Raw genomic sequence first — 21,062 nt, forward strand, 5'->3', positions numbered from 1 at the left:
AATAAAAATTATGAATAAAGAAGCATTACAGGAAATGAAAGGAGAGGAATGTCTGAGTATCTATCCGTGTCAACCTTAACCAAATACTTAAAATTAAAGTTTGATAAAGATCCTTATTTAGAACGAGTTTATCTGACGGGGCAAGTTTCTAATTTTCGTAGGCGACCTAATCACCAATATTTCTCTCTCAAAGATGAAAAAGCAGTCATTCAGGCCACAATTTGGGGTGGTGTTTATAAGAAGTTAGGTTTTGACTTGGAAGAGGGTATGAAGATTAATGTCATCGGTCGTGTTCAACTCTATGAACCGAGTGGATCTTATTCTATTATCATTGAAAAAGCGGAGCCAGACGGTATCGGAGCTTTGGCGATTCAGTTTGAGCAGCTCAAGAAAAAGCTAGGCGAGGAAGGGCTTTTTGAGGAGCGCTTTAAGCAAGCTTTACCGCAATTTCCAAAGAAAATTGGAGTAGTGACCAGTCCTAGTGGAGCAGTGATTCGCGATATTATCACAACTGTTAGTCGTCGTTTTCCGGGAGTTGAGATAATTCTTTATCCGACGAAGGTGCAAGGCGAAGGAGCGTTTGCTGAAGTAGCAGAAAATATTCGTCGTGCTAATGAGCGAAATGATTTAGATGTCCTTATTATCGGTCGAGGAGGTGGCTCGATTGAAGACCTTTGGGCATTTAACGAAGAAGTGGTTGTCCGTGCAATTTTTGAATCGCACATTCCGATCATTTCGAGTGTAGGGCATGAAACGGATACGACCTTGGCAGATTTTGTTGCAGATAGACGCGCTGCAACGCCGACGGCGGCTGCTGAATTAGCAACACCTGTAACAAAGCTGGATCTCCTAGCACACTTGCAGCAGCAACAAAATCGGTTAGCAGCTGCCATGTCTAATCGTTTTACTTACAATCGTGAGCGATTAGCTAAGCTGAGTCAGTCTGTCATTTTTCGCCAACCAGAACGACTATATGATAGCTACCTGCAAAAATTAGATCAACTAAATTTACGGCTCAAGCAAAAAATTCGCGAATATTATAACGAGGAAGTGCAGCGAGCAAGACTTTTACAACATCGTTTAGAGGCTCTAGCTCCCTTAAGGCAGGTTCAGATTTATCAAGAGCGTGTAGATCAGTTGGAACGGCTTCTGCGTAGCAATATGGCAGTTGTTTATGACCATAAAGTGGCTGAAGTCAAGCGTCTGTCTGACGCTTTGCTCATGCTGGATACTAGCCGAATTGTGGCTCGGGGTTATGCTATTGTCAAAAAAGATGAACAGGTGTTAGAATCTATTGAGAAAGTCAATAAGAAAGATCAATTAACCATTTTGATGCGAGATGGTCAGATAGAAGTTGAGGTAAAAGATGTCGAAAGAAAAGAAATTTGAAGAAAATTTAGCAGACTTAGAAGTTATCGTACAGAAGCTAGAAAACGGAGATGTTCCTTTGGAAGAAGCGATTTCTGAGTTTCAAAAGGGGATGCAGCTTTCAAAAGAATTGCAAAAAACACTAGATCAGGCAGAAAAAACGCTGGTAAAAGTTATGCAGGCTGATGGCACAGAAACGGAAATGGAATGAAACAAGACGAAAAATTAGCTAGAATTGGGCAAGCTATTGAGACTTTTTATGCTAAAAAAGCAGTATCTGCTGATTTGATAGAAGCGATTCTTTACTCAGTTAATGCAGGCGGTAAGCGAATTCGTCCTCTTTTACTTTTAGAATTGTTAGAAGGTCTAGGACTTGAACTGACAGAAGCACATTTCCAAGTGGCAGCAGCACTTGAAATGATTCATACAGGTAGCTTGATTCATGATGATTTGCCGGCTATGGACGATGATGATTATCGTCGTGGTCGCTTGACCAGCCACAAGAAATTTGGCGAAGCAATGGCTATTTTAGCGGGAGATTCTCTCTTTTTGGATTCTTATGCCTTGATAGCAGAAGCGGCACTACCTAGTCAAATCAAGGTAAATTTGATTGCAGAATTGTCATTAGCGGCTGGAACTTTTGGTATGGTCGGAGGTCAAGTCCTTGATATGCAGGGTGAAGGAAAGGACATCAGTTTAGTAGAGCTACAGAATATTCATGCCAATAAGACTGGCAAACTCCTGACCTATCCGTTTGTTGCTGCGGGTTTGATTGCTGAAGTAGGAGAATCACAGCAGGAAAAATTGAAAGTAATAGGTCAGCTGCTGGGACTAGCCTTTCAGGTGCGAGATGATATTTTAGATATCACAGCAAACTTTGAAGACTTGGGCAAGACACCGCAGAAAGATGTGGCAGCAGAAAAAGCCACCTATCCAGCTATTTTGGGCTTGAATGGAGCAAAGCGATTCTTTGAAGAACAGCTAGAGGAAACAGAATATTTATTGGCAGAAGTAGAAGCAGAGATTGCTTTTTCAGGCGCGGCTATCAGAAAGATAATAGAAAGTTTAAAACTCAATGACGAAAGAAAGAGTAGATGTTCTAGCTTATAAGCAAGGGCTTTTTGAAACAAGAGAACAGGCCAAGCGCGGTGTGATGGCGGGCTTAGTCGTTGCTGTTGCGAATGGTGAGCGTTTTGATAAACCTGGCGAAAAAATTGATGAAGGCATTGAGTTAAAACTCAAAGGTGAAAAGCTCAAATATGTTAGCCGTGGTGGTTTAAAATTAGAAAAGGCTTTGCAGATTTTTGAAATTTCAGTTGAAAATCAGGTCACGTTGGACATTGGGGCATCAACGGGCGGTTTTACGGACGTCATGCTACAAAACGGGGCACGACAGGTCTATGCGGTAGATGTCGGCACCAATCAATTGGCTTGGAAATTGCGCCAAGATGAACGCGTCATCAGCATGGAGCAGTTTAATTTTCGTTATGCCAAAGTAGCTGATTTTGAGGAGACACCTAGCTTTGCTTCCATTGATGTTAGTTTTATCTCGCTTGGTCTCATTTTGCCAGCTCTGTATAAGATTTTGGCTGAAAATGGAAAAGTTGTGGCTCTCATCAAACCTCAGTTTGAAGCAGGAAGAGAGCAAATTGGCAAAAATGGGATTGTGAAAGATAAAAAAGTGCATCAAGCAGTTTTAGAAAAAGTAACGGACTTTATGGTTGAAGCCGGATTTTCTGTCCAAGGTCTGGATTTCTCCCCTATTCAAGGTGGGCATGGGAATGTGGAATTTTTAGCCTATTTAGAAAAAAGTTCTCACCCAGAAAATCTAGTAAAAACAATGATTACAACGGTCGTAGAGACAGCACATAAGGAATTTAAAGATGAATAAAAAGGAAAGATTAGAAAAAATTAGACATTTTGTGTCGGACTATGAAGTTGGAACACAAGAAGCAATTGTAGAATATTTGAAGAAATCAGGAATTACAGCAACACAGGCAACTGTTTCGCGTGATATTAAAGAATTGGGCATTGTCAAAATTCCGCTGAAAAATAACACTTATATTTATGAACTACCGAAATCAGCTAGTACGAGTTTGAAGTTAGCAGACAATAATATCTTAAAGTTTGAGCTATTGGGAAATATGATCAATCTCAATCTTGTCCCTGGAAGCACAGCTTTTGTGAAGCGACAAATTGTAGAAGATTTCTCTAATGACATTTTTAGTATTTTAGCCGATGATGACACGATTCTCCTTATTTTCCGTAGTGAAGAAATGGCTCATCAGGTATTGGAACAAATCAGGAATTGGTAGATAGCCTATGTTACTTGAAATTTCCATTAAAAATTTTGCAATTATTGAAGAGATTTCCCTCAATTTTGAGCAAGGCATGACTGTTTTGACAGGTGAAACAGGGGCCGGAAAGTCTATTATCATTGATGCTATGAACATGATGCTAGGAAGCCGCGCGACAACAGATGTGATTCGTCACGGTGCATCAAAAGCAGAGATTGAAGGGCTGTTTGCGATTGAACAAAGTAAGGCTTTGGTTGAAATTTTTGAGCAGCAAGGACTTGATATGACAGAGGAGCTGATTATTCGGCGGGAAATTTTTCAAAATGGACGTAGTGTCAGTCGTATTAATGGTCAAATGGTTAATTTGTCTGTCTTACGAGCCGTTGGACAGCATTTGGTGGATATTCACGGTCAGCACGACCAAGAAGAACTCATGCGACCGCAGCTGCATATTGCCATGTTGGACGAGTTTGGAGATGACGCATTTTTCAAGCTCAAAACTGATTATCAACAGATTTTTGATCAGTATCGTCAGTTGCGCAAGCAGGTCTTGACGATTCAAAAGAATCAAGAAGAAAATAAAGCGCGGATTGACATGCTGGAATATCAAATTGCAGAGATTGAAGCAGCTAATTTAAAAGCAGGTGAAGATTTAGCTTTAAATCAAGAACGTGATAAGTTGCTCAATCATAAGCAGATTGCAGACACTTTGACCAATGCTTATGCCATGCTGGATGATGAAGAATTTTCTAGTTTAGCAAATGTTCGATCTGCCATGAATGACATGGAAGCTATTGAAGACTACGACGCCACTTACAAAGAAATTGCGACCAACCTTTCTGAATCTTACTATGTGTTGGAAGAGGTGACAAAGCGTTTGGAGGATATTCTAGAAGACTTGGATTTTGATGGTGGCCGTCTCTTAGAAGTAGAAAATCGCCTAGATTTAATCTATAGTATTACTCGCAAATACGGTGGTCAAGTAGATGATGTCCTAGCTTACTTTGAGCAGATTTCTAAAGAATATGCTCTACTTACTGGGAAAAATCTTTCATCAGATGATTTGGACAAAGAGCTGAAAAAGCTGGAAAAAGACTTGGTTTCTCTAGCAAGCAGTCTTAGTCAGGCTCGGCACGAATTATCCCAGCAGTTAGAAGCAGAGATTCAGCAAGAACTGCAAGACCTCTATATGGAAAAGGCGAATTTTCGAGTTCAATTTACCAAAGGGAAATTTAGTCGTGAAGGAAATGAACACGTTGAATTTTATATTTCGACTAATCCCGGTGAAGATTACAAACCACTCGTTAAGGTTGCTTCAGGAGGTGAATTGTCTCGTTTGATGTTGGCAATCAAATCTGCTTTTTCTCGTAAGGAAGGCAAGACTAGCATTGTCTTTGATGAAGTGGACACAGGCGTATCGGGACGTGTTGCACAAGCTATTGCTCAAAAGATTCATAAAATTGGCTCAAACGGACAAGTCCTCGCAATTTCGCACTTGCCACAAGTGATTGCCATTGCGGATTATCAATTTTTCATTGAGAAATTATCTGATGAACATTCGACTGTTTCAACTGTTCGTTTGTTATCAGATGAGGAGCGTGTCGAAGAAATTGCCAAAATGTTGGCGGGTGAAAATGTGACCCAAGCAGCCCTCACGCAGGCTAGAGAGCTCTTGAAAAAATGAAACACCTTTTGGCTTGTGCTAAATGAGTTGTTATCAGGAGGTAATCATGACAAATTATTTTGTAATTGGTGACGTACATGGAAAAGCAAAAATGCTAAAAGAATTACTCAAAAAATGGGATGGAAAAAGCCAACTCATCTTTTTAGGGGATTTGATTGACCGTGGGGAAGATAGCCGCGCTGTTTTGGAGTGTGTGAAAGAACTTGTTGAAAAGCAAGGAGCGATTTGTATTTCTGGAAATCACGAATACATGTTTTTAACTTGGTTGGACAATCCTGAGAGTGGCTATGCTCATTATCGTCGCAATGGTGGAGATACAACAATCAATTCCATTTTGGGGCGACCTTTAGATACTCCTGTTGATGGAGTTGAAGACGCAAAGCGCGTGTCGGAAGAGGCGCCAGACCTCGTGTCTTTTATTCGTCAGATGCCTTTCTTTGTTGAAACAGATAACTATATTTTTGTACACGCTGGAGTTGACTTAACTTTAAAAGATTGGCATGAAACAAGCGATTATCAAAAAGTTTGGATACGTGAGCCCTTTCATCAAGGTCTCAATCAAACAGGGAAAATAATTGTATTTGGGCATACTCCGACTTTTTATCTTTTTTCTGAGATGCCTGGGACAAGTCGCCTTTGGCAAACGCAGGATCAAAAAATTGGTATGGATGGCGGAGCTGTCTATGGCGGTGTTCTCCACGGAGTTTTATTTGGAAATGAGGGAATTTTAGAACATCATTTCATCACAAATGATGGTTTCGCGGTAGAAGATGATTAGAAGTTGGGGACGATAAAAGAGCTGAAGGAAATCCATTTAAGGTTTTCTTCAGCTCTTTTATATTATTTCCCAGCTACATTTTTTACATCTTCAATCATCAATTTTGTTGATTCGAGTCCGCCTCCGCTGAGGTACCAAAGGTCAGATGTCAAGTTTACAATAGTTTTATTTTTAGCTGCATTTGTTTCTTGGATCAGTGAGTTATTCAGTAAGTCTTTATTGGCCGAATTGTCCCCACCGATAGCAAGAGTGCGGTTCAGAACAAAGATAATGTCTGGATTGATTTGTTTGATACTTTCAAAGCTGACTTCTTGTCCATGTCTTGATTCCTTAATTTTAGCATCTGTTGGTTTGAACTTCAAAGTGCTGTAAAGAAAAGAAAAACGTGATTTAGCTCCGAAAGCAGACATTGCACCTTCATTTAACATCATCGTCAGAGCCTTTTTATTTGATTTTTCATTGGCAGCAGCAACAGTTTGAATTTCTTTGTCTAATTTAGCTAATTCACTTTTAGCTTTTTTGGTTCCGTATTCCCCAAAGATACTTGCTAAAGAAAGGATGTTTTTCTTGGTAGAACCCCAGTAGTCTTTGTTGTCTGTTTGGAATAATACAGTAGGGGCAATCTCCTTGAGTTTCTTGACATATTGAGCTGTACGACCAGAAGCAATAATCAAGTCTGGTTTTAAAGCTGCGATAGCTTCCATATCTGGTTCTTTCATGTTACCTACATTTTTAATGCTACTTGGTAAATTTTTTAAGTAAGCAGGAAGAGTTTTCTTTGGCATACCGACAATGCTGCTTTCTTTACCTAAAGCACGAATGGTATCAGCTGCACCTAAATCTAGTGTTACAATTTTTTTAGGGTTGGTAGGGACTTTCACATCTCCATTTGCTGTTTTGACAGTGACTTCACTAGAAGCAGATGAAGAATTTGTCGTTTTTGAATTGGTCTGTTTAGTGGCTCCGCAAGCAGCGAGTAGCACAACTGCAATAGCTGTGAAGAGAGATAGAAGTAGTGTTTTTGTATTCTTTTTCATTAGAAATCCTCCAAAATTAATATTATAGATAAATACAAACTTTTTTACCATTGATTTCACCAAGGGTAATGTCCATTTCATACAATGGATCTAAAATTTCTTTTCTCATGACCTGATTGGTTGTGCCTTGGTAAAAGACTTTTCCGTCTTTAAAGGCGATAATTTCATCAACATATTGACTGGCAATATTGATGTCATGAATGACAATGATAATCGTTTTTCCTAAGTCATCAACGAGAGAACGCAAGATTTTCATCATAGAAATACTTTGCTTAATATCTAGATTGTTTAGTGGCTCGTCCAAAAGGATAAAATCAGTGTCTTGAGTGAGCACCATAGCGATAAAAACGCGCTGCAATTGACCTCCGGATAGTGTATCAATAAAACGGTCTCTTAAATCAAGAATGTCCAGATATTCAAGTGCTTGCTCTACTTTTTTGAAATCTTCTTTTGTCAAACGATCCTGACTATAAGGAAAGCGACCGAAAGAAACCAATTCTTCAACCGTTAATTTAGATTGGTAATTGATTTTTTGTTTTAAAATGGTTAATTCTTTGGCGAGCTCTTTTGAGTTCCACGCTTCAATTTCTTTTCCCTTGATACTGAGAAACCCCTGATCTTTCTTGAGCAAACGGCTCATAATAGAAAGCAGCGTTGATTTTCCAGCACCATTTGGTCCAATAAAGGCGGTGAATTTGCTCGGTGAAATATTCAGTTGAATATCTTCTAAAATTGCTTGATTTCCAAATGATTTGCCAACATTTTTAAATTGCATTCTAGCGTTTTGCCTCCTTAGCTAAAAGATAAAAGAAGAATAGCCCTCCGACAAGCTCAATGACCATGCTGACATTGATTTGGAGCTGAAAGACGCGCTCTACCAGCATTTGCCCAGTGGTCAGAGAAAGAAAACTGAGTAAAATTGCTACTGAGAACAACCATTTGTGTTGGTATTCTTTGATTAACAGATAGTCTAAATTGGACATCATAAAGCCGAAGAACATCATGGGTCCAACGAGAGCAGTTGTCGTTGAAGTCAGCAAAACAATTGCCCATAGTATCTTTTTTTGCTCTTTTTCAACTTCTACACCTAAAATAGTCGCTGTCTTTTTATCCAAATGAAAAACATCCAAAATAGCGTTCTTCTTTAACAAATACAAACCTGCTAGTCCAATGATGATTGTAGCGACAGATAGAATATCCATATTCATTCGTTGAAAGGAAGGAAAAAGTTTTGTCTACAGTTTATCATATTCGTTAGGATCCATTAGCACTTGCAAGAATGTACTAGCGCTTCTAAATAGCGTCCCTAGTGCCATACAAATCAATAAAATAAATAGAAATCCTTGCTGGAGTAGCTTTTTTAATGCAGGTTGCAGGCAGAAAAAGAAGCCGCACTGTATGAGTAAGACTAAGATAAACTCAAGCAAAGGGTGACTGGTATTGCCGATGAATTTGCTAGCAAAGAAAAGATAAATCGTCTGCATAAAGACATAGAGAGATTCCATTCCAAGAATGCTTGGTGTTAAAAAACGATTTTCTGTGATTGCTTGAAAGCTGATTGTAGCAAGACTTCCAGCTATGGCGACTAAGAGATAGGCTAGTAACTTTTGCAAGCGCAATTTCATAATAAAACCTGTTAAAGGATAGTCCATTGGCATGAGATATAACAAGCCACTCAAGCTAGCTACCAAAAGCAATAAAAGTAAGCGATTTCTTGTTTGACTCTTCATTTTATTCATGAGCAGCACCTCGCCACAAAAGATACACGAACGCCAAACTACCCAAAATTCCTAAAATCAAGCTGACGGAGACTTCGTAAGGACGAATGACTAGACGCGCTACAATATCACAGGCTAAGATGAGACAGGCACCAGTTAATGCGGTCAGTCCCTTAATGCGCGTGATATGGTCACCATAAAATTTCCGAATGATGTTTGAAACAATGACTCCGATAAATGGAAGAGAGCCGACTGTAATCATCGTCACACTTGTTGTCAATGCAATGAGAAACAACGTCATTCCCTCCATTTGGTAAAAGGAAATGCCTAGATTATGACTGGCATTTTCCCCTAGATTCATAATGGTAAACGTGGCTGATAGTTTCCATACCGCAATCAAGATGATTAAACTTAAAAACAACCATTCATATTGATGTTTCTGAATCATGGAAAAAGAGCCTTGTGTCCATGAAGTCATGCTTTGGACAAGATCAAAACGATAAGCAATGATTTCTCCAGCTGCGCTAATCACCCCACTATAAATAATTCCGACAAGCGGTAACAACCATTTTTCTTTAAATGAGAATTTTCTGATAAATCTAATAAAAATAATTGTAAAAAAAATAGCAGATACAAAAGCAAATAGCATTTTTTGCGCTAATGTGGCTGACGGAAAGAAAAATAAACTGAGCAACATACCAAATTTCGCAGCCTCGACCGTTCCAACTGTACTAGGAGCAGCAAAATGATTTTGTGTAACAGTCTGCATAAGAAGCCCGGCAATGCTCATACTAAAGCCTGCTAGGAGAATACTAATTGTCCTTGGCAAGCGTGACTCCCAAAATAGCAGCCCGGTCTGCTTATCTCCATATAGCAGTTGCCACCACGAAAAGTGGCTAGAACCAACTGTAATTGAAATCATAACCTGAGCAAGACAAAGAATTCCTAAAAATTTTGTCTGTTTCATTTATCAACCCTTTCTTAAAAGCAATTGCTTCAGCATGATACATCACTAGGCTAACAAAAAAATAAAAGACTGTCAATTATTTTCTGAAAATTTAATAATTATGTCTATTTAGAAAAGTAAGAGGTTCTTACACAACTTTTACATATTTTATCCAGAAAAATTATTCCACAAAAAGTTATTTTTTTGATATAATAAATTAAATAGATAAAATTTATAAAAGTAGGAAAACCATGACAAAAATCAAAATTGTAACGGATTCATCTATTACGATTGAACCGCAAGTTGTAGAGGATTTAGAGATTACAATCGTCCCTTTGTCTGTAATGGTAGACGGTGTTGTTTATTCAGACGCTGACTTAAAAGAAGGAGAATTTCTTCATTTGATGCAGTCAAGTAAAAATCTACCGAAGACCAGTCAACCACCAGTTGGTGTTTTTGCAGAAATCTTTGAAACACTCGGAGAAACTGCCGATAAAATCATATCTATTCATATGTCGCATGCTTTATCTGGAACGGTCGAAGCTGCACGTCAAGGTGCAACCTTGGCAAATGTGGATGTAACAGTGATTGATAGCTCCTTTACGGATCAAGCATTGAAGTTTCAAGTGGTTGAAGCTGCAAAACTAGCAAAAGAAGGTGCAGACTTTGATGCTATTTTAGCAAAAATCGAAGAAGTGCGCGAAAAAACAGAATTGTATATTGGTGTTTCAACGCTTGAAAATCTTGTAAAAGGCGGTCGTATTAGTCGTGTGACTGGTCTTCTCAGTTCGCTGCTTAATATTCGAGTGGTTATGCAAATGAAAAACCACGAATTACAACCGATTGTTAAGGGGCGTGGTGTAAAAACCTTTAAAAAATGGGTCAATGATTTAGCTGAAGGCTTAAAAGATAAAAAAGTGGCTGAGATTGGAATCTCGTATGCAGGGACTGCTGAGTTGGCAAATGAGATGAAACAGGTGTTGCAACAATTTGTGACAGCTCCGATTCCTGTTTTAGAAACGGGTTCTATTATCCAAACACATACTGGGGAAAATGCTTGGGCAGTTCTTATTCGCTATGAATAAGTTGGATATTTTCGGAAAGATAGAAAAAAGTTCGTTTTGTGCTTGACCTAATAGTAATTTTTAGATATGATAATACTTGTTAGAGTTAGTAACTGCTAACTCATAAAATTTTTTGGAGGATTTGTTAAATGGCTAACAAACAAGATTTGATTGCAAAAGTAGCAGAAGCTACAGAATTGACTAAGAAAGATTCAGCAGCAGCAGTTGACGCTGTATTTGCAGCAGTAACTGAATACCTTGCAGCTGGTGAAAAAGTTCAATTGATTGGTTTTGGTAACTTTGAAGTTCGTGAACGTGCAGCTCGTAAAGGTCGCAACCCACAAACTGGTGCAGAAATCACAATTGCAGCTTCTAAAGTACCAGCATTTAAAGCAGGTAAAGCTCTTAAAGACGCTGTTAAATAATGCAATTTTTAAAAAAACCTATTGTTTCAACGTTTCGGCGTTGAACAATAGGTTTTTTTCTTGTAAAAGGGCAGATAAGGAGACTAACTTTATCATTTGCATTTATTTGCAATCATTCTAAATACGCATTTTCCTATTTTCGTGATATAATAAAGGAAAAAATTATGAGCAGGTAGGAAATGAAGTCACATCCTTATTTAGAACTCACGGTTCAAGGTGATTATGAAAACGTTATTCAACGATTGAAAACAAAGGGAGTCCGTATTACAGAGACTAGAAAGGCAGTCATTGACTATATGATTCGGACGCATGAACACCCAAGTGCGGAAGCAATTTATCATGATTTACTTCCTGACTTTCCTAATATGAGTTTAGCAACAGTTTATAATAATCTCAAAGTTTTGGTGGAAGAGGGCTTTGTAGAAGAAATTAAGATTAGCCATGATAAAACGACTTATTTTGATTTTATGGGGCACGAACATCTGAATGTTGTCTGTGAAAAATGTGGTCGAATTGCAGACTTTGAAGATGTAGATATACCTGATTTGAAGCGCGAAGCTGAAGAACAAACAGGTTATAAAATTACAAAGACACAAGTCTTGATGTACGGAATTTGTCATGAGTGCTCGAAAAATAGTTAAGGAATTGATGTATACGCTTGAATAAAGTAAATTATCAAAAATCAAATATTCTCCCACTGATACTGGATTTTTTTGAAAAAATTTTGTAAAATATAGTAGTGACTGTGAGACAGTTTTCAAAAATCAAAGGAGAATTTCTAATGGTAAAATTAGTTTTTGCTCGCCACGGTGAGTCTGAATGGAACAAAGCAAACCTCTTTACAGGTTGGGCTGATGTTGATTTGTCTGAAAAGGGAACGCAACAAGCTATTGATGCTGGTAAATTGATTAAAGAAGCTGGTATTGAGTTTGACCAAGCATACACATCTGTTTTGACACGTGCTATTAAAACAACAAATCTTGCTCTTGAAGCAGCAGATCAACTTTGGGTACCAGTTGAAAAATCATGGCGCTTGAATGAACGTCACTATGGTGGTTTGACAGGTCAAAACAAAGCTGAAGCAGCTGAAAAATGGGGTGACGAACAAGTTCATATTTGGCGTCGTTCTTATGATGTATTGCCACCAGCTATGGCAAAAGATGATCAATATTCAGCACATACTGACCGTCGCTATGCAAACCTTGATGACTCTGTTATTCCAGATGCAGAAAACTTGAAAGTAACCTTGGAACGTGCTCTTCCATTCTGGGAAGATAAAATCGCTCCAGCTTTGAAAGACGGTAAAAATGTATTCGTAGGTGCACATGGTAATTCTATCCGTGCCCTTGTAAAACATATCAAACAATTATCAGATGATGAAATCATGAATGTGGAAATTCCTAATTTCCCACCGCTTGTATTTGAATTTGATGAAAAATTGAATCTTGTCAACGAATACTATCTTGGGAAATAAGCCCAATAAAATATTGTAAGCTCTGCGTAAGCAGGGCTTTTTAATATCATGCAAAGCTTTCATTTTTTAGCTGTGTATTTTATCAATTTTTTCCATTTTCCACGACTTCATTTAGGTGGATTTATGGTACAATAAAAGATAGCATTTTGACTAGAATGAGAGATACCATGTCTAAGAAAAAAAGAACATTTAATAGCCATTCAATCCCACGACGCTTGAATTTATTATTTGGAATTGTGATTTTACTGTTTATGAGTTTGATTGTGCGTTTGGGCTATATGCAGGTTGTCCATAGGAATTTTTATACAAAAAAATTAGCGACAGCTAGTAAGACTAAGGTGACGACCAGCTCGGTTCGGGGGCAGATTTATGATTCGAGTGGGAAACCGTTGGTTGAGAATACAACCAAGCAAGTCGTTTCTTTCACACGTAGTAACAAAATGACGGCTGCAAAGATTAAAGAAATTGCTCAAAAATTGCTTCCATTGGTTTCTATTTCCAACGCAGATGTTACTGAGCGTCAACAAGTAGATTATTATTTGGCAGACAGCGAGGTTTATAAGAAGGTCGTTAATCAGCTGCCTAAAAATAAAAAATATGGTACAGATGGAAATCGTTTGGCAGAGTCTCAGATTTATAATAATGCCGTTAAGAATGTTGATGTAGCAAAGTTAAACTACTCAGATGAAGATAAAAAAGCTATTTATTTGTTTAGTCAGATGAATGCTATTTCTAATTTTGAAACGGGAAATATTCGTACGGATAATTTATCAGCTGATCAGATTGCGACAATCGCCTCTAGCTCGAAAGAACTGTCTGGTATCAGTATTACCACTAGCTGGGACAGGAAAGTGTTGGATACTTCTTTGGCTTCTATCATCGGAAGTGTTTCAAGTGAAAAGGCAGGGCTACCCGCAGAAGAAGTGGATGCTTATTTGAAAAAAGGCTATTCTCTTAATGATCGTGTTGGAACGAGTTATTTGGAAAAACAATATGAATCTACACTTCAAGGAAAACGCGCAGTCAAAGAAATCAATCTTGATAAAAATGGAAATATGGAAAGCGTGAAAAATATTTCCAATGGTAGTAAAGGAAATAATCTAAAATTAACAACAGATTTAGCTTTTCTGAACGGTGTAGAAGACATTTTGAGAAAGTATTTTAGTGCGGAATTAGCGAGCGGAAATGCGACATATTCTGAAGGGGTCTATGCTGTTGCGATGAATCCTAAAACGGGTGCTATTTTAGCCATGGCTGGTCTGAAGCACGATACCAATACAGGAGAACTAACAACAGACTCTCTTGGAACGATTATGAACAACTTTGTGCCGGGTTCTGTGGTGAAAGGAGCTACTTTAACAGCTGGCTGGGAATCTGGAGCTATCACAGGTAACCAAGTTCTGACAGATCAACCGATTTCTTTTGGAGGCTCCTCTGCCATCACTTCTTGGTTCACACAATATGGGGCTCGCCAAATTACGGCTTTAGAGGCACTAGAATATTCATCCAATACTTATATGGTTCAGCTAGCTTTAAATATGATGGGAACGCCTTATACGCCCAATATGGCAATTGATTTGACGAATTTGGATTCCTCTATGGACAAATTGCGTAAAGCTTTTGCTCAATATGGTTTGGGAGCATCTACAGGAATTGATTTACCAAGTGAATCAGAAGGTTACACACCTAAGAAATATACGTTTGCGAACTACTTAACCAATGCTTTTGGGCAGTTTGATAACTATACTCCAATGCAGTTGGCGCAATATGCTGCAACGGTGGCTAATGGCGGTACTCGTATTGCACCACACTTAGTAGAAGGAATTTATGACAATAATGAGACGGGTGGTCTTGGAAAGCTGATTGAATCCAAGTCAACCAAAGAGCTGAATAAAGTTGATATTTCAAAAGAGAATATGGATTTGATTCGACAAGGTTTTTATCAAGTAGTTCATGGTACAAGCGGATTTACTACAGGGCGTACTTTGTCACAAGGTGAAGCAGTGCCGATTAGCGCCAAAACAGGGACAGCAGAAACCTTTGCGGGTGGAAAGGAAGCCATTAATACGAATGTAGTGGCTTATGCGCCAAGTAACAACCCGCAGATTGCAGTGGCAGTTGTGTTCCCGCATAATACAAACTTATCGTCAACCGTTAGCCATAGTATAACTCGTGATATTATTAACTTGTATCAACAACAACATCCAATGAATTAGAAAGGATACTATGCTTTATCCAACACCGATTGCAAAATTGATTGATAGCTTTTCTAAATTACCAGGAATTGGTATAAAAACAGCAACGCGTTTGGCGTTTTATACGATTGGTATGAGTGATGATGATGTCAATGAATTTGCTAAAAATTTGCTTGCAGCAAAACGTGAGCTGACCTATTGTTCTATTTGTGGTAATCTAACAGATGATGATCCTTGTGCTATCTGCACCGATGAGACACGTGATCAATCTACTATTTTGGTTGTAGAAGATAGCCGAGATGTTTCTGCTATGGAAAATATTCAAGAATACCATGGCTTGTACCATGTTTTGCAGGGATTGATTTCTCCTATGAATGGTGTTGGGCCTGATGACATCAATCTGAAAAGTCTCATTACACGGTTGATGGATAGTGAGGTAACAGAGGTAATTGTGGCAACCAATGCGACAGCAGATGGTGAAGCGACTTCCATGTATATCTCGCGGGTGTTAAAACCAGCTGGTATCAAGGTAACGCGCCTGGCTCGTGGATTAGCAGTTGGTTCTGACATTGAATATGCAGACGAAGTGACGCTGCTTCGGGCTATTGAGAATCGCACAGAATTGTAAAAAAGAAAATAGAGCTTTCCTTTAAAAGAAAATGGAAGCTCTTTTTCTATTCAAAAACAATCTAAAATATGATATACTAAAAAGCGATTAAATTTGTAGATTTCTTTTAAGATAAGAAGGTTAGGTATAAAAATGGCAAAACAACAAATTATTCTCCTTTACGGTGGTCGCAGTGCGGAAAGAAAGGTCTCTGTCTTATCAGCTGAGAGTGTCATGCGTGCGATTGACTATGATAAATTCTTTGTGAAGACTTATTTCATCACACAAGCAGGTGATTTCATCAAGACACAAGAATTTTCAAAGAAACCGGCTGCTGATGAAAAATTGATGACCAATGATACCGTCATTGAGAGTCAAAAAATTAAGCCGAGTGACGTTTACGAAGAAGGGGCAGTTGTGTTCCCAGTTCTTCATGGTCCAATGGGAGAAGATGGGTCTATTCAAGGATTTCTTGAAGTGTTGAAAATGCCTTATGTTGGCTGCAATATTCTTTCGTCGAGTGTGGCTATGGATAAAATCACGACTAAACGTGTATTAGCTTCTGCTGGCATTCCGCAAGTTCCCTATGTAGCAGTGATTGAAGGGGAAAACATAGACGAAAAGATTGCAGAAGTAGAGACCAATCTGACCTACCCAGTTTTTACCAAACCGTCCAATATGGGTTCTAGCGTCGGCATTTCTAAGTCTGAAAATCAAGATGAATTGCGCTCTGCTCTTGAGCTGGCTTTCAAATATGATAGCCGTGTCTTAATTGAGCAAGGTGTCAATGCGCGTGAAATTGAAGTCGGTTTGCTTGGAAATAAAGGAGTCAAAAGCAGTTTGCCAGGTGAGGTAGTGAAAGATGTTGCTTTTTATGACTACGAAGCCAAGTACATTGACAACAAAATCACCATGGATATTCCTGCAAAACTCTCAGAAGATGTCATTGCCACTATGCGTCAATATGCTGAAAAAGCATTTCATGCTATCGGCGGTGTTGGTTTATCTCGTTGCGATTTCTTTTATACTGATAAGGGCGAGATTCTCCTTAATGAGCTAAATACGATGCCAGGTTTCACTCAATGGTCGATGTATCCGCTGCTTTGGGAAAATATGGGCATTTCTTATACGGATTTGATTGAGAAATTAGTCCTTTTAGCCCAAGAAACGTTTACAAAACATGAAAAACATTTGTTGTAAGACAAGATTGAAAGAGCCGAAAGGTTCTTTTTTCTATTGTTTTAGTATGTCTTTAGCTAGTATGTGTAAAAGTAGGTTATTCTGTGGTATAATGAGAGAGTTAGAGAAATTTAAGACATATAGGTGAGAAAAATGCAATTAACGTTCTATGAAGTAGCTTCTGTATTGAAAGCCAAAAATGATGTTCATCAATTTCCGAATTGTACATTTAGAAATGTAGAATTTGACAGCCGATTGATTGAAGAAGGGGATTTATTTTTGCCTCTTAAAGGAGCACGTGACGGGCATGACTTTATTGCGACAGCATTTGAAAATGGTGCTGTGGCAACCTTGTCAGAAAAAGAATTGGACGACTATCCTTATATTTTAGTTGATGATGTATTGGCAGCGTTGCAGCGTTTGGCACAGTATTATCTGGAAAAAATGAAGGTAGATGTCTTTGCGGTCACAGGTTCTAACGGTAAGACGACGACCAAAGATATGCTGTCTCACCTCTTGTCAACAACTTACAAGACTTATAAAACGCAAGGAAACTACAATAATGAAATTGGTCTTCCTTATACGGTTTTACACATGCCAGATGACACCGAAAAATTGGTTTTGGAAATGGGACAAGATCACATGGGGGATATTCACCTTCTGTCCACAATTGCTCAGCCAAAAGTAGGTATTGTGACACTGATTGGCGAAGCGCATTTAGAATTCTTTAAAAGTCGTCATGAAATTGCAAAAGGAAAAATGCAAATTGCCAACGGCATGAAAGAGGGGGGTCTTTTAATCGTTCCAGCGGACAAGATTATCAATGATTTTCTACCGAGCCAGCAAAATGTAGTCCGTTTTGGTCCAGACGAAGATATTTTCCTAACGAAATTAGAAGAACGAAAAGATAGTTTAACTTTTGAAACCAATTTCTTAGATAACGCCATTGACCTTCCAGTAACTGGGAAATACAATGCAACAAATGCCATGATTGCAGCTTATGTGGCATTGAAAGAAGGAGTAACACAAGATAAGATCCAAAAAGCATTTGCCACGCTTGAATTAACACGAAATCGAACCGAATGGAAGAAAGCTAAAAATGGTGCAGATATCCTTTCAGATGTTTACAATGCCAATCCAACCGCTATGCGCTTGATTTTGGAGACATTTTCAACGATTCCGTTTAATGAAAAAGGTCGGAAACTGGCAGTTTTAGCTGATATGAAAGAATTGGGGGCTGATTCTAAACAAATGCACGGTGCCATGATAACTAGCCTAAATCCAGAAATTCTCTCAGAAATTTTCCTTTATGGAGAGGACATGGCTGCTCTATTTGCCTATGCTAAGGAAATTTTCCCGCCTGGAAAAGCCCATTATTTTGTAAAAAATGCTGAAAAAGATCAATTTTCTGACTTAGTCAAGGCTGTTAAAGAAGCACTCAAACCAACGGACCAATTGCTGATAAAAGGAAGTAACTCTATGAACTTAGCCAGTCTAGTGGAGAAATTGGAGAATGAAGAGTAACCGTCAAGTACAGTATCTTGCCCTCCTTCGTGGCGTGATGCCAACAGGACCAAATCGGATTCCTAAGATGAGTGATTTGGTTCAAATGTTGGAACAATCTGGTTTAGATAATGTTTCAAGTTATATTCAATCAGGCAATGTGATTTGCGAAACAAGCCTACCAGCTGAAGAATTAGCCCAACACATGCATCAGGTGATATTGGAAAACATTGGTGCAAATTTATCCATTATCGTAAAAGAAAAGTCCGATTTAGAAAATGCTATTTTAGGAAATCCCTTTTCTGAGGAGTTGGATTCGTCACGGATTCATCTCGTTTTTACAAACAATCACATTCCAACGGAGCAATTGGCAGAACTACAAGCAATGAACTTTACAGACGAAATATTTGCAGTTGGAGAAGCTTGCCTTTATATGTATTTACCAAGAGCTGCCAGAAAAAAGAAGTTAAATAATAATTTTCTTGAAAAGAAGTTAGGTATTGTCGCCACAACAAGAAAGCTGAGTGTTATTAAAGAATTAAGTAATAGGATGGATGAGTAGGAGATGAATCTACAAGAATTTTTTACAAGTCATAAAACGGAGGCCCCTCAATTAACTCCATTTTGGTATGGAATGATGTTTTTAGGAATCATTTATGTCATGTATAGTGCTGTAAAATATCATAAAAACAGGCGCTATCAGAACTTTTTGAAAGCTGTACAAGGTTTACAAATTTTAGTGCTTTATGGCTGGTATATTGTGACCTTGTCACCAATTTCTGAATCACTTCCTTTTTATCATTGCAGATTGGCGATGTTTGCTATTTTGTTTCTGCCTGATTCTTCAACCTATAAACAGTATTTTGCGCTTTTAGGAGTGTTTGGACCTATTTGTGCATTGGTCTATCCTTTATTTGACCCATTTGCTTTTCCTCACATCACTTTAGTCTCCTATTTGATTGGTCATTATGCTCTTTTGGGAAATTCTCTTACGTATTTGCTGAATCATTATGATAGTGAGCAGTTGAATTTACGGCGAATTGTAGAGATTAGCTTTAGTATGAATCTTTTATTGATATTTGTAAATCTGGTGAGTGGCGGAAATTATGGTTTTTTGAAAGTACCACCTTTAGTTGGAAATCATGGAATGATTGCTAATTATATTTTTGTTTCATTGACCTTGATTTTAGCAATTTTCGTGGTTTCTTTGATTTTTAAACAAATTAGACAAGAACAAGAAGAAACAGTAAGACAGGAAAATTAAGCTGTGCTGAATCTGAATGATTTTTTAACAACTCAAAAGACAGCACCACCTCCCATTTCTGCTATGAGCTATGTGACGATGATAGGAATTCTCTTGTTCCTCATTTACATTTCAGTTCGCTATGCGCAAAACCCACTGTATCAGAAAACTTTTAAATATTTACAAGCTTTTCAATTAGTTATACTTTATTCTTGGTATTTTGGTTTCCATATTTCATTTGTAAATAATCTGCCTTTTTATCATTGCCGCTTAGCTATGTTTGCCATGTTGCTGCTGCCAGATAAATGCCGAAGCAAGCAGTATTTTGCACTTTTAGGTGTCAGCGGGGCGATTTTTGCAATTGGTTACCCAGTTTTTGACCCTTATGATTTTCCGCATCTCACCAGCTTTTCATTTCTTCTGGGGCATTACTGCCTGCTGGTTAATTCGCTGGTTTATCTTATCAACCACTATGACAAGCAGCTGTTGAAGAAGTATGAGATTGTGGGCTACACATTTGCTTTGGATTTGTTTTTAGTTGGTGTCAATGCCGTAACTGGTGGAAATTATGGATTGATGACTCATCCTCCGCTTATAAAAGGAGACCGGATCTGGGTGAATTACGTACTTGTCTCACTGGTTCTGGCCACCGCTTTGCTCCTTTTTGATGAATATTTTAAAAGGCGATGGAAAAAGCAATCAAAATTAGTTTAAAGCTTTAAGCATTACATCCTCTGTCAAATTTATTTGGCAGGATTTTTTCTAAATGTAAAAAATTTTGCTAGATTTTATAAACGAAAATAGTAAAATAAAGGTAGAAAGATAGGAGAGGGATAATGGAAATTGGGAAAAAATTAAAAGAAGCACGTCAGATGAGTGGTTTGACACAAGAAAATGTCGCAGAAAAATTAAATGTATCTAGACAAACCATCTCAAATTGGGAAACAGAAAAATTTTATCCGGATATTTTGTATGTTTTGCAGTTAAGTGATTTGTATCAGGTTAGTTTGGATGAATTGCTGAAAGGATATGAGCGCATGATTCAGCACTTAGAGGATTCGACAAACGTTGTAAAGAGCAACAAAAAGATTTTGCTGGCCTTTATATGTAATATTTGTCTCTTGTTTCTTTTCTTTATTTTTATCATTCCAATTTCTAAGAGTTATCTGCTGACCTTGATTGGTTTACTCGTCGTAACAAATGGGCTGTTTGTGTATCAATTGTTTAAACTAGTTGAATTAGACGCTGCAGTTCGCGTGGGATGAAGCATCCTAAGTTCTGGGGAGTTTTGGCAGCTGGCGGTCAACGGGGAGAAGGCTTGATTTTGTACTTATTAAACCGAAACAAGGCTGTTTTTTCCATGACGACAGAAGAAAAAGAAGAACTTCAAATGAGGAAACAACGGATTATCTATTTACTGGTTTTAATCGTTATATTGGTAATCTTTTTCTTTGCTAGTGTGATTGTGAGATTCTAAAATATAGTTTCTTACCCATGGTGCTAGTTAAACTCAAAATAGCTCAAATTATAAGCCAATAGGATTT

At 38.1% G+C, this 21,062-nt stretch carries 23 protein-coding genes and 1 pseudogene; 20 read left to right on the forward strand and 4 right to left on the reverse strand.

The window, feature by feature from the left end:
- Positions 1–48: 48 nt before the first annotated feature.
- Genes xseA through HMPREF2984_RS01540 form a run of 7 tightly spaced genes read left to right on the forward strand, consistent with a single transcriptional unit; the run spans position 49 to position 6,127 of the window.
- Positions 49–1,389 carry an exodeoxyribonuclease VII large subunit gene (gene xseA / locus HMPREF2984_RS01510; protein WP_070670125.1) on the forward strand — a complete coding sequence of 447 codons (1,341 nt, stop codon included), beginning with the start codon at positions 49–51 and terminating at the stop codon, positions 1,387–1,389.
- Positions 1,367–1,579: an exodeoxyribonuclease VII small subunit gene (locus HMPREF2984_RS01515; RefSeq protein ID WP_003041167.1), complete on the forward strand. Its 213-nt coding sequence runs from the start codon at positions 1,367–1,369 to the stop codon at positions 1,577–1,579. Before xseA ends, HMPREF2984_RS01515 begins: the two co-directional genes overlap by 23 nt.
- Complete coding sequence (locus HMPREF2984_RS01520; protein ID WP_003041356.1) at positions 1,576–2,478, forward strand: polyprenyl synthetase family protein; 903 nt, start codon at positions 1,576–1,578, stop codon at positions 2,476–2,478. Before HMPREF2984_RS01515 ends, HMPREF2984_RS01520 begins: the two co-directional genes overlap by 4 nt.
- Entirely contained in the window at positions 2,444–3,259 is an 816-nt protein-coding gene (locus tag HMPREF2984_RS01525) for a TlyA family RNA methyltransferase (protein ID WP_049534564.1), read from the forward strand. Before HMPREF2984_RS01520 ends, HMPREF2984_RS01525 begins: the two co-directional genes overlap by 35 nt.
- Positions 3,252–3,683 carry an arginine repressor gene (locus tag HMPREF2984_RS01530; protein ID WP_003030168.1) on the forward strand — a complete coding sequence of 144 codons (432 nt, stop codon included), beginning with the start codon at positions 3,252–3,254 and terminating at the stop codon, positions 3,681–3,683. Before HMPREF2984_RS01525 ends, HMPREF2984_RS01530 begins: the two co-directional genes overlap by 8 nt.
- A 7-nt stretch (positions 3,684–3,690) precedes the next feature.
- Positions 3,691–5,349, forward strand: a complete 1,659-nt coding sequence (recN, locus tag HMPREF2984_RS01535; RefSeq protein ID WP_049534561.1) for a DNA repair protein RecN — start codon at positions 3,691–3,693, stop codon at positions 5,347–5,349.
- 46 nt (positions 5,350–5,395) lie between these two features.
- On the forward strand, positions 5,396–6,127 hold the full coding sequence (locus tag HMPREF2984_RS01540) for a metallophosphoesterase (protein ID WP_003041302.1): 732 nt from the start codon (positions 5,396–5,398) through the stop codon (positions 6,125–6,127).
- Positions 6,128–6,189: 62 nt separating this feature from the next.
- On the opposite strand, the gene HMPREF2984_RS01545 is transcribed toward HMPREF2984_RS01540, so the two are convergent.
- From HMPREF2984_RS01545 to HMPREF2984_RS01560, 4 genes and pseudogenes are all read right to left on the reverse strand, one after another.
- Positions 6,190–7,164, reverse strand: coding sequence for a siderophore ABC transporter substrate-binding protein (locus HMPREF2984_RS01545; RefSeq protein ID WP_059221337.1), 975 nt, complete (start codon positions 7,162–7,164; stop codon positions 6,190–6,192).
- A gap of 22 nt (positions 7,165–7,186) precedes the next feature.
- Entirely contained in the window at positions 7,187–7,939 is a 753-nt protein-coding gene (locus tag HMPREF2984_RS01550) for an iron ABC transporter ATP-binding protein (protein ID WP_070670127.1), read from the reverse strand.
- A 1-nt stretch (position 7,940) separates the two neighbouring features.
- A pseudogene (locus HMPREF2984_RS01555) lies at positions 7,941–8,903 on the reverse strand (iron chelate uptake ABC transporter family permease subunit).
- Entirely contained in the window at positions 8,896–9,849 is a 954-nt protein-coding gene (locus tag HMPREF2984_RS01560) for an ABC transporter permease (RefSeq protein ID WP_070670129.1), read from the reverse strand. The pseudogene HMPREF2984_RS01555 and the gene HMPREF2984_RS01560 overlap by 8 nt, the downstream one beginning before the upstream one ends.
- A gap of 230 nt (positions 9,850–10,079) precedes the next feature.
- On the opposite strand from HMPREF2984_RS01560, the gene HMPREF2984_RS01565 reads away from it, so the two are divergent.
- The 13 genes from HMPREF2984_RS01565 (at position 10,080) to HMPREF2984_RS01625 (ending at position 20,995) form a co-directional block, all read left to right on the forward strand.
- Entirely contained in the window at positions 10,080–10,913 is an 834-nt protein-coding gene (locus HMPREF2984_RS01565) for a DegV family protein (RefSeq protein WP_049534555.1), read from the forward strand.
- A 128-nt stretch (positions 10,914–11,041) separates the two neighbouring features.
- Positions 11,042–11,317 carry an HU family DNA-binding protein gene (locus tag HMPREF2984_RS01570; protein ID WP_003023726.1) on the forward strand — a complete coding sequence of 92 codons (276 nt, stop codon included), beginning with the start codon at positions 11,042–11,044 and terminating at the stop codon, positions 11,315–11,317.
- Positions 11,318–11,496: 179 nt separating this feature from the next.
- On the forward strand, positions 11,497–11,958 hold the full coding sequence (locus HMPREF2984_RS01575; RefSeq protein ID WP_049534552.1) for a Fur family transcriptional regulator: 462 nt from the start codon (positions 11,497–11,499) through the stop codon (positions 11,956–11,958).
- Between the two features lie 140 nt (positions 11,959–12,098).
- A complete protein-coding gene (locus tag HMPREF2984_RS01580; RefSeq protein WP_022525049.1) occupies positions 12,099–12,791 on the forward strand; it encodes a phosphoglycerate mutase in 693 nt (230 codons plus the stop codon).
- 155 nt (positions 12,792–12,946) lie between these two features.
- Positions 12,947–15,007: a penicillin-binding protein PBP2B gene (gene pbp2b / locus HMPREF2984_RS01585; RefSeq protein ID WP_180363928.1), complete on the forward strand. Its 2,061-nt coding sequence runs from the start codon at positions 12,947–12,949 to the stop codon at positions 15,005–15,007.
- A gap of 10 nt (positions 15,008–15,017) precedes the next feature.
- Positions 15,018–15,614 (forward strand): recombination mediator RecR, encoded by a 597-nt coding sequence (gene recR, locus HMPREF2984_RS01590; RefSeq protein ID WP_003030149.1) that lies wholly within the window; start codon positions 15,018–15,020, stop codon positions 15,612–15,614.
- A 132-nt stretch (positions 15,615–15,746) separates the two neighbouring features.
- Positions 15,747–16,793, forward strand: coding sequence for a D-alanine--D-alanine ligase (locus tag HMPREF2984_RS01595; RefSeq protein ID WP_049534549.1), 1,047 nt, complete (start codon positions 15,747–15,749; stop codon positions 16,791–16,793).
- A 132-nt stretch (positions 16,794–16,925) separates the two neighbouring features.
- Complete coding sequence (gene murF, locus HMPREF2984_RS01600) at positions 16,926–18,296, forward strand: UDP-N-acetylmuramoyl-tripeptide--D-alanyl-D-alanine ligase (RefSeq protein ID WP_070670133.1); 1,371 nt, start codon at positions 16,926–16,928, stop codon at positions 18,294–18,296.
- Positions 18,286–18,837, forward strand: coding sequence for a DUF1697 domain-containing protein (locus HMPREF2984_RS01605; protein WP_070670135.1), 552 nt, complete (start codon positions 18,286–18,288; stop codon positions 18,835–18,837). Before murF ends, HMPREF2984_RS01605 begins: the two co-directional genes overlap by 11 nt.
- A 3-nt stretch (positions 18,838–18,840) precedes the next feature.
- Positions 18,841–19,539, forward strand: a complete 699-nt coding sequence (locus HMPREF2984_RS01610) for a YwaF family protein (protein WP_070670137.1) — start codon at positions 18,841–18,843, stop codon at positions 19,537–19,539.
- A gap of 12 nt (positions 19,540–19,551) precedes the next feature.
- A complete protein-coding gene (locus tag HMPREF2984_RS01615; protein ID WP_070670141.1) occupies positions 19,552–20,232 on the forward strand; it encodes a YwaF family protein in 681 nt (226 codons plus the stop codon).
- 122 nt (positions 20,233–20,354) lie between these two features.
- Positions 20,355–20,783: a helix-turn-helix transcriptional regulator gene (locus HMPREF2984_RS01620; RefSeq protein WP_003041390.1), complete on the forward strand. Its 429-nt coding sequence runs from the start codon at positions 20,355–20,357 to the stop codon at positions 20,781–20,783.
- Positions 20,780–20,995, forward strand: a complete 216-nt coding sequence (locus tag HMPREF2984_RS01625) for a hypothetical protein (protein ID WP_049534539.1) — start codon at positions 20,780–20,782, stop codon at positions 20,993–20,995. Before HMPREF2984_RS01620 ends, HMPREF2984_RS01625 begins: the two co-directional genes overlap by 4 nt.
- Positions 20,996–21,062 lie beyond the last annotated feature (67 nt).

The organism is Streptococcus sp. HMSC066E07 (assembly GCF_001814695.1).
Lineage (GTDB): Bacteria > Bacillota > Bacilli > Lactobacillales > Streptococcaceae > Streptococcus > Streptococcus hominis.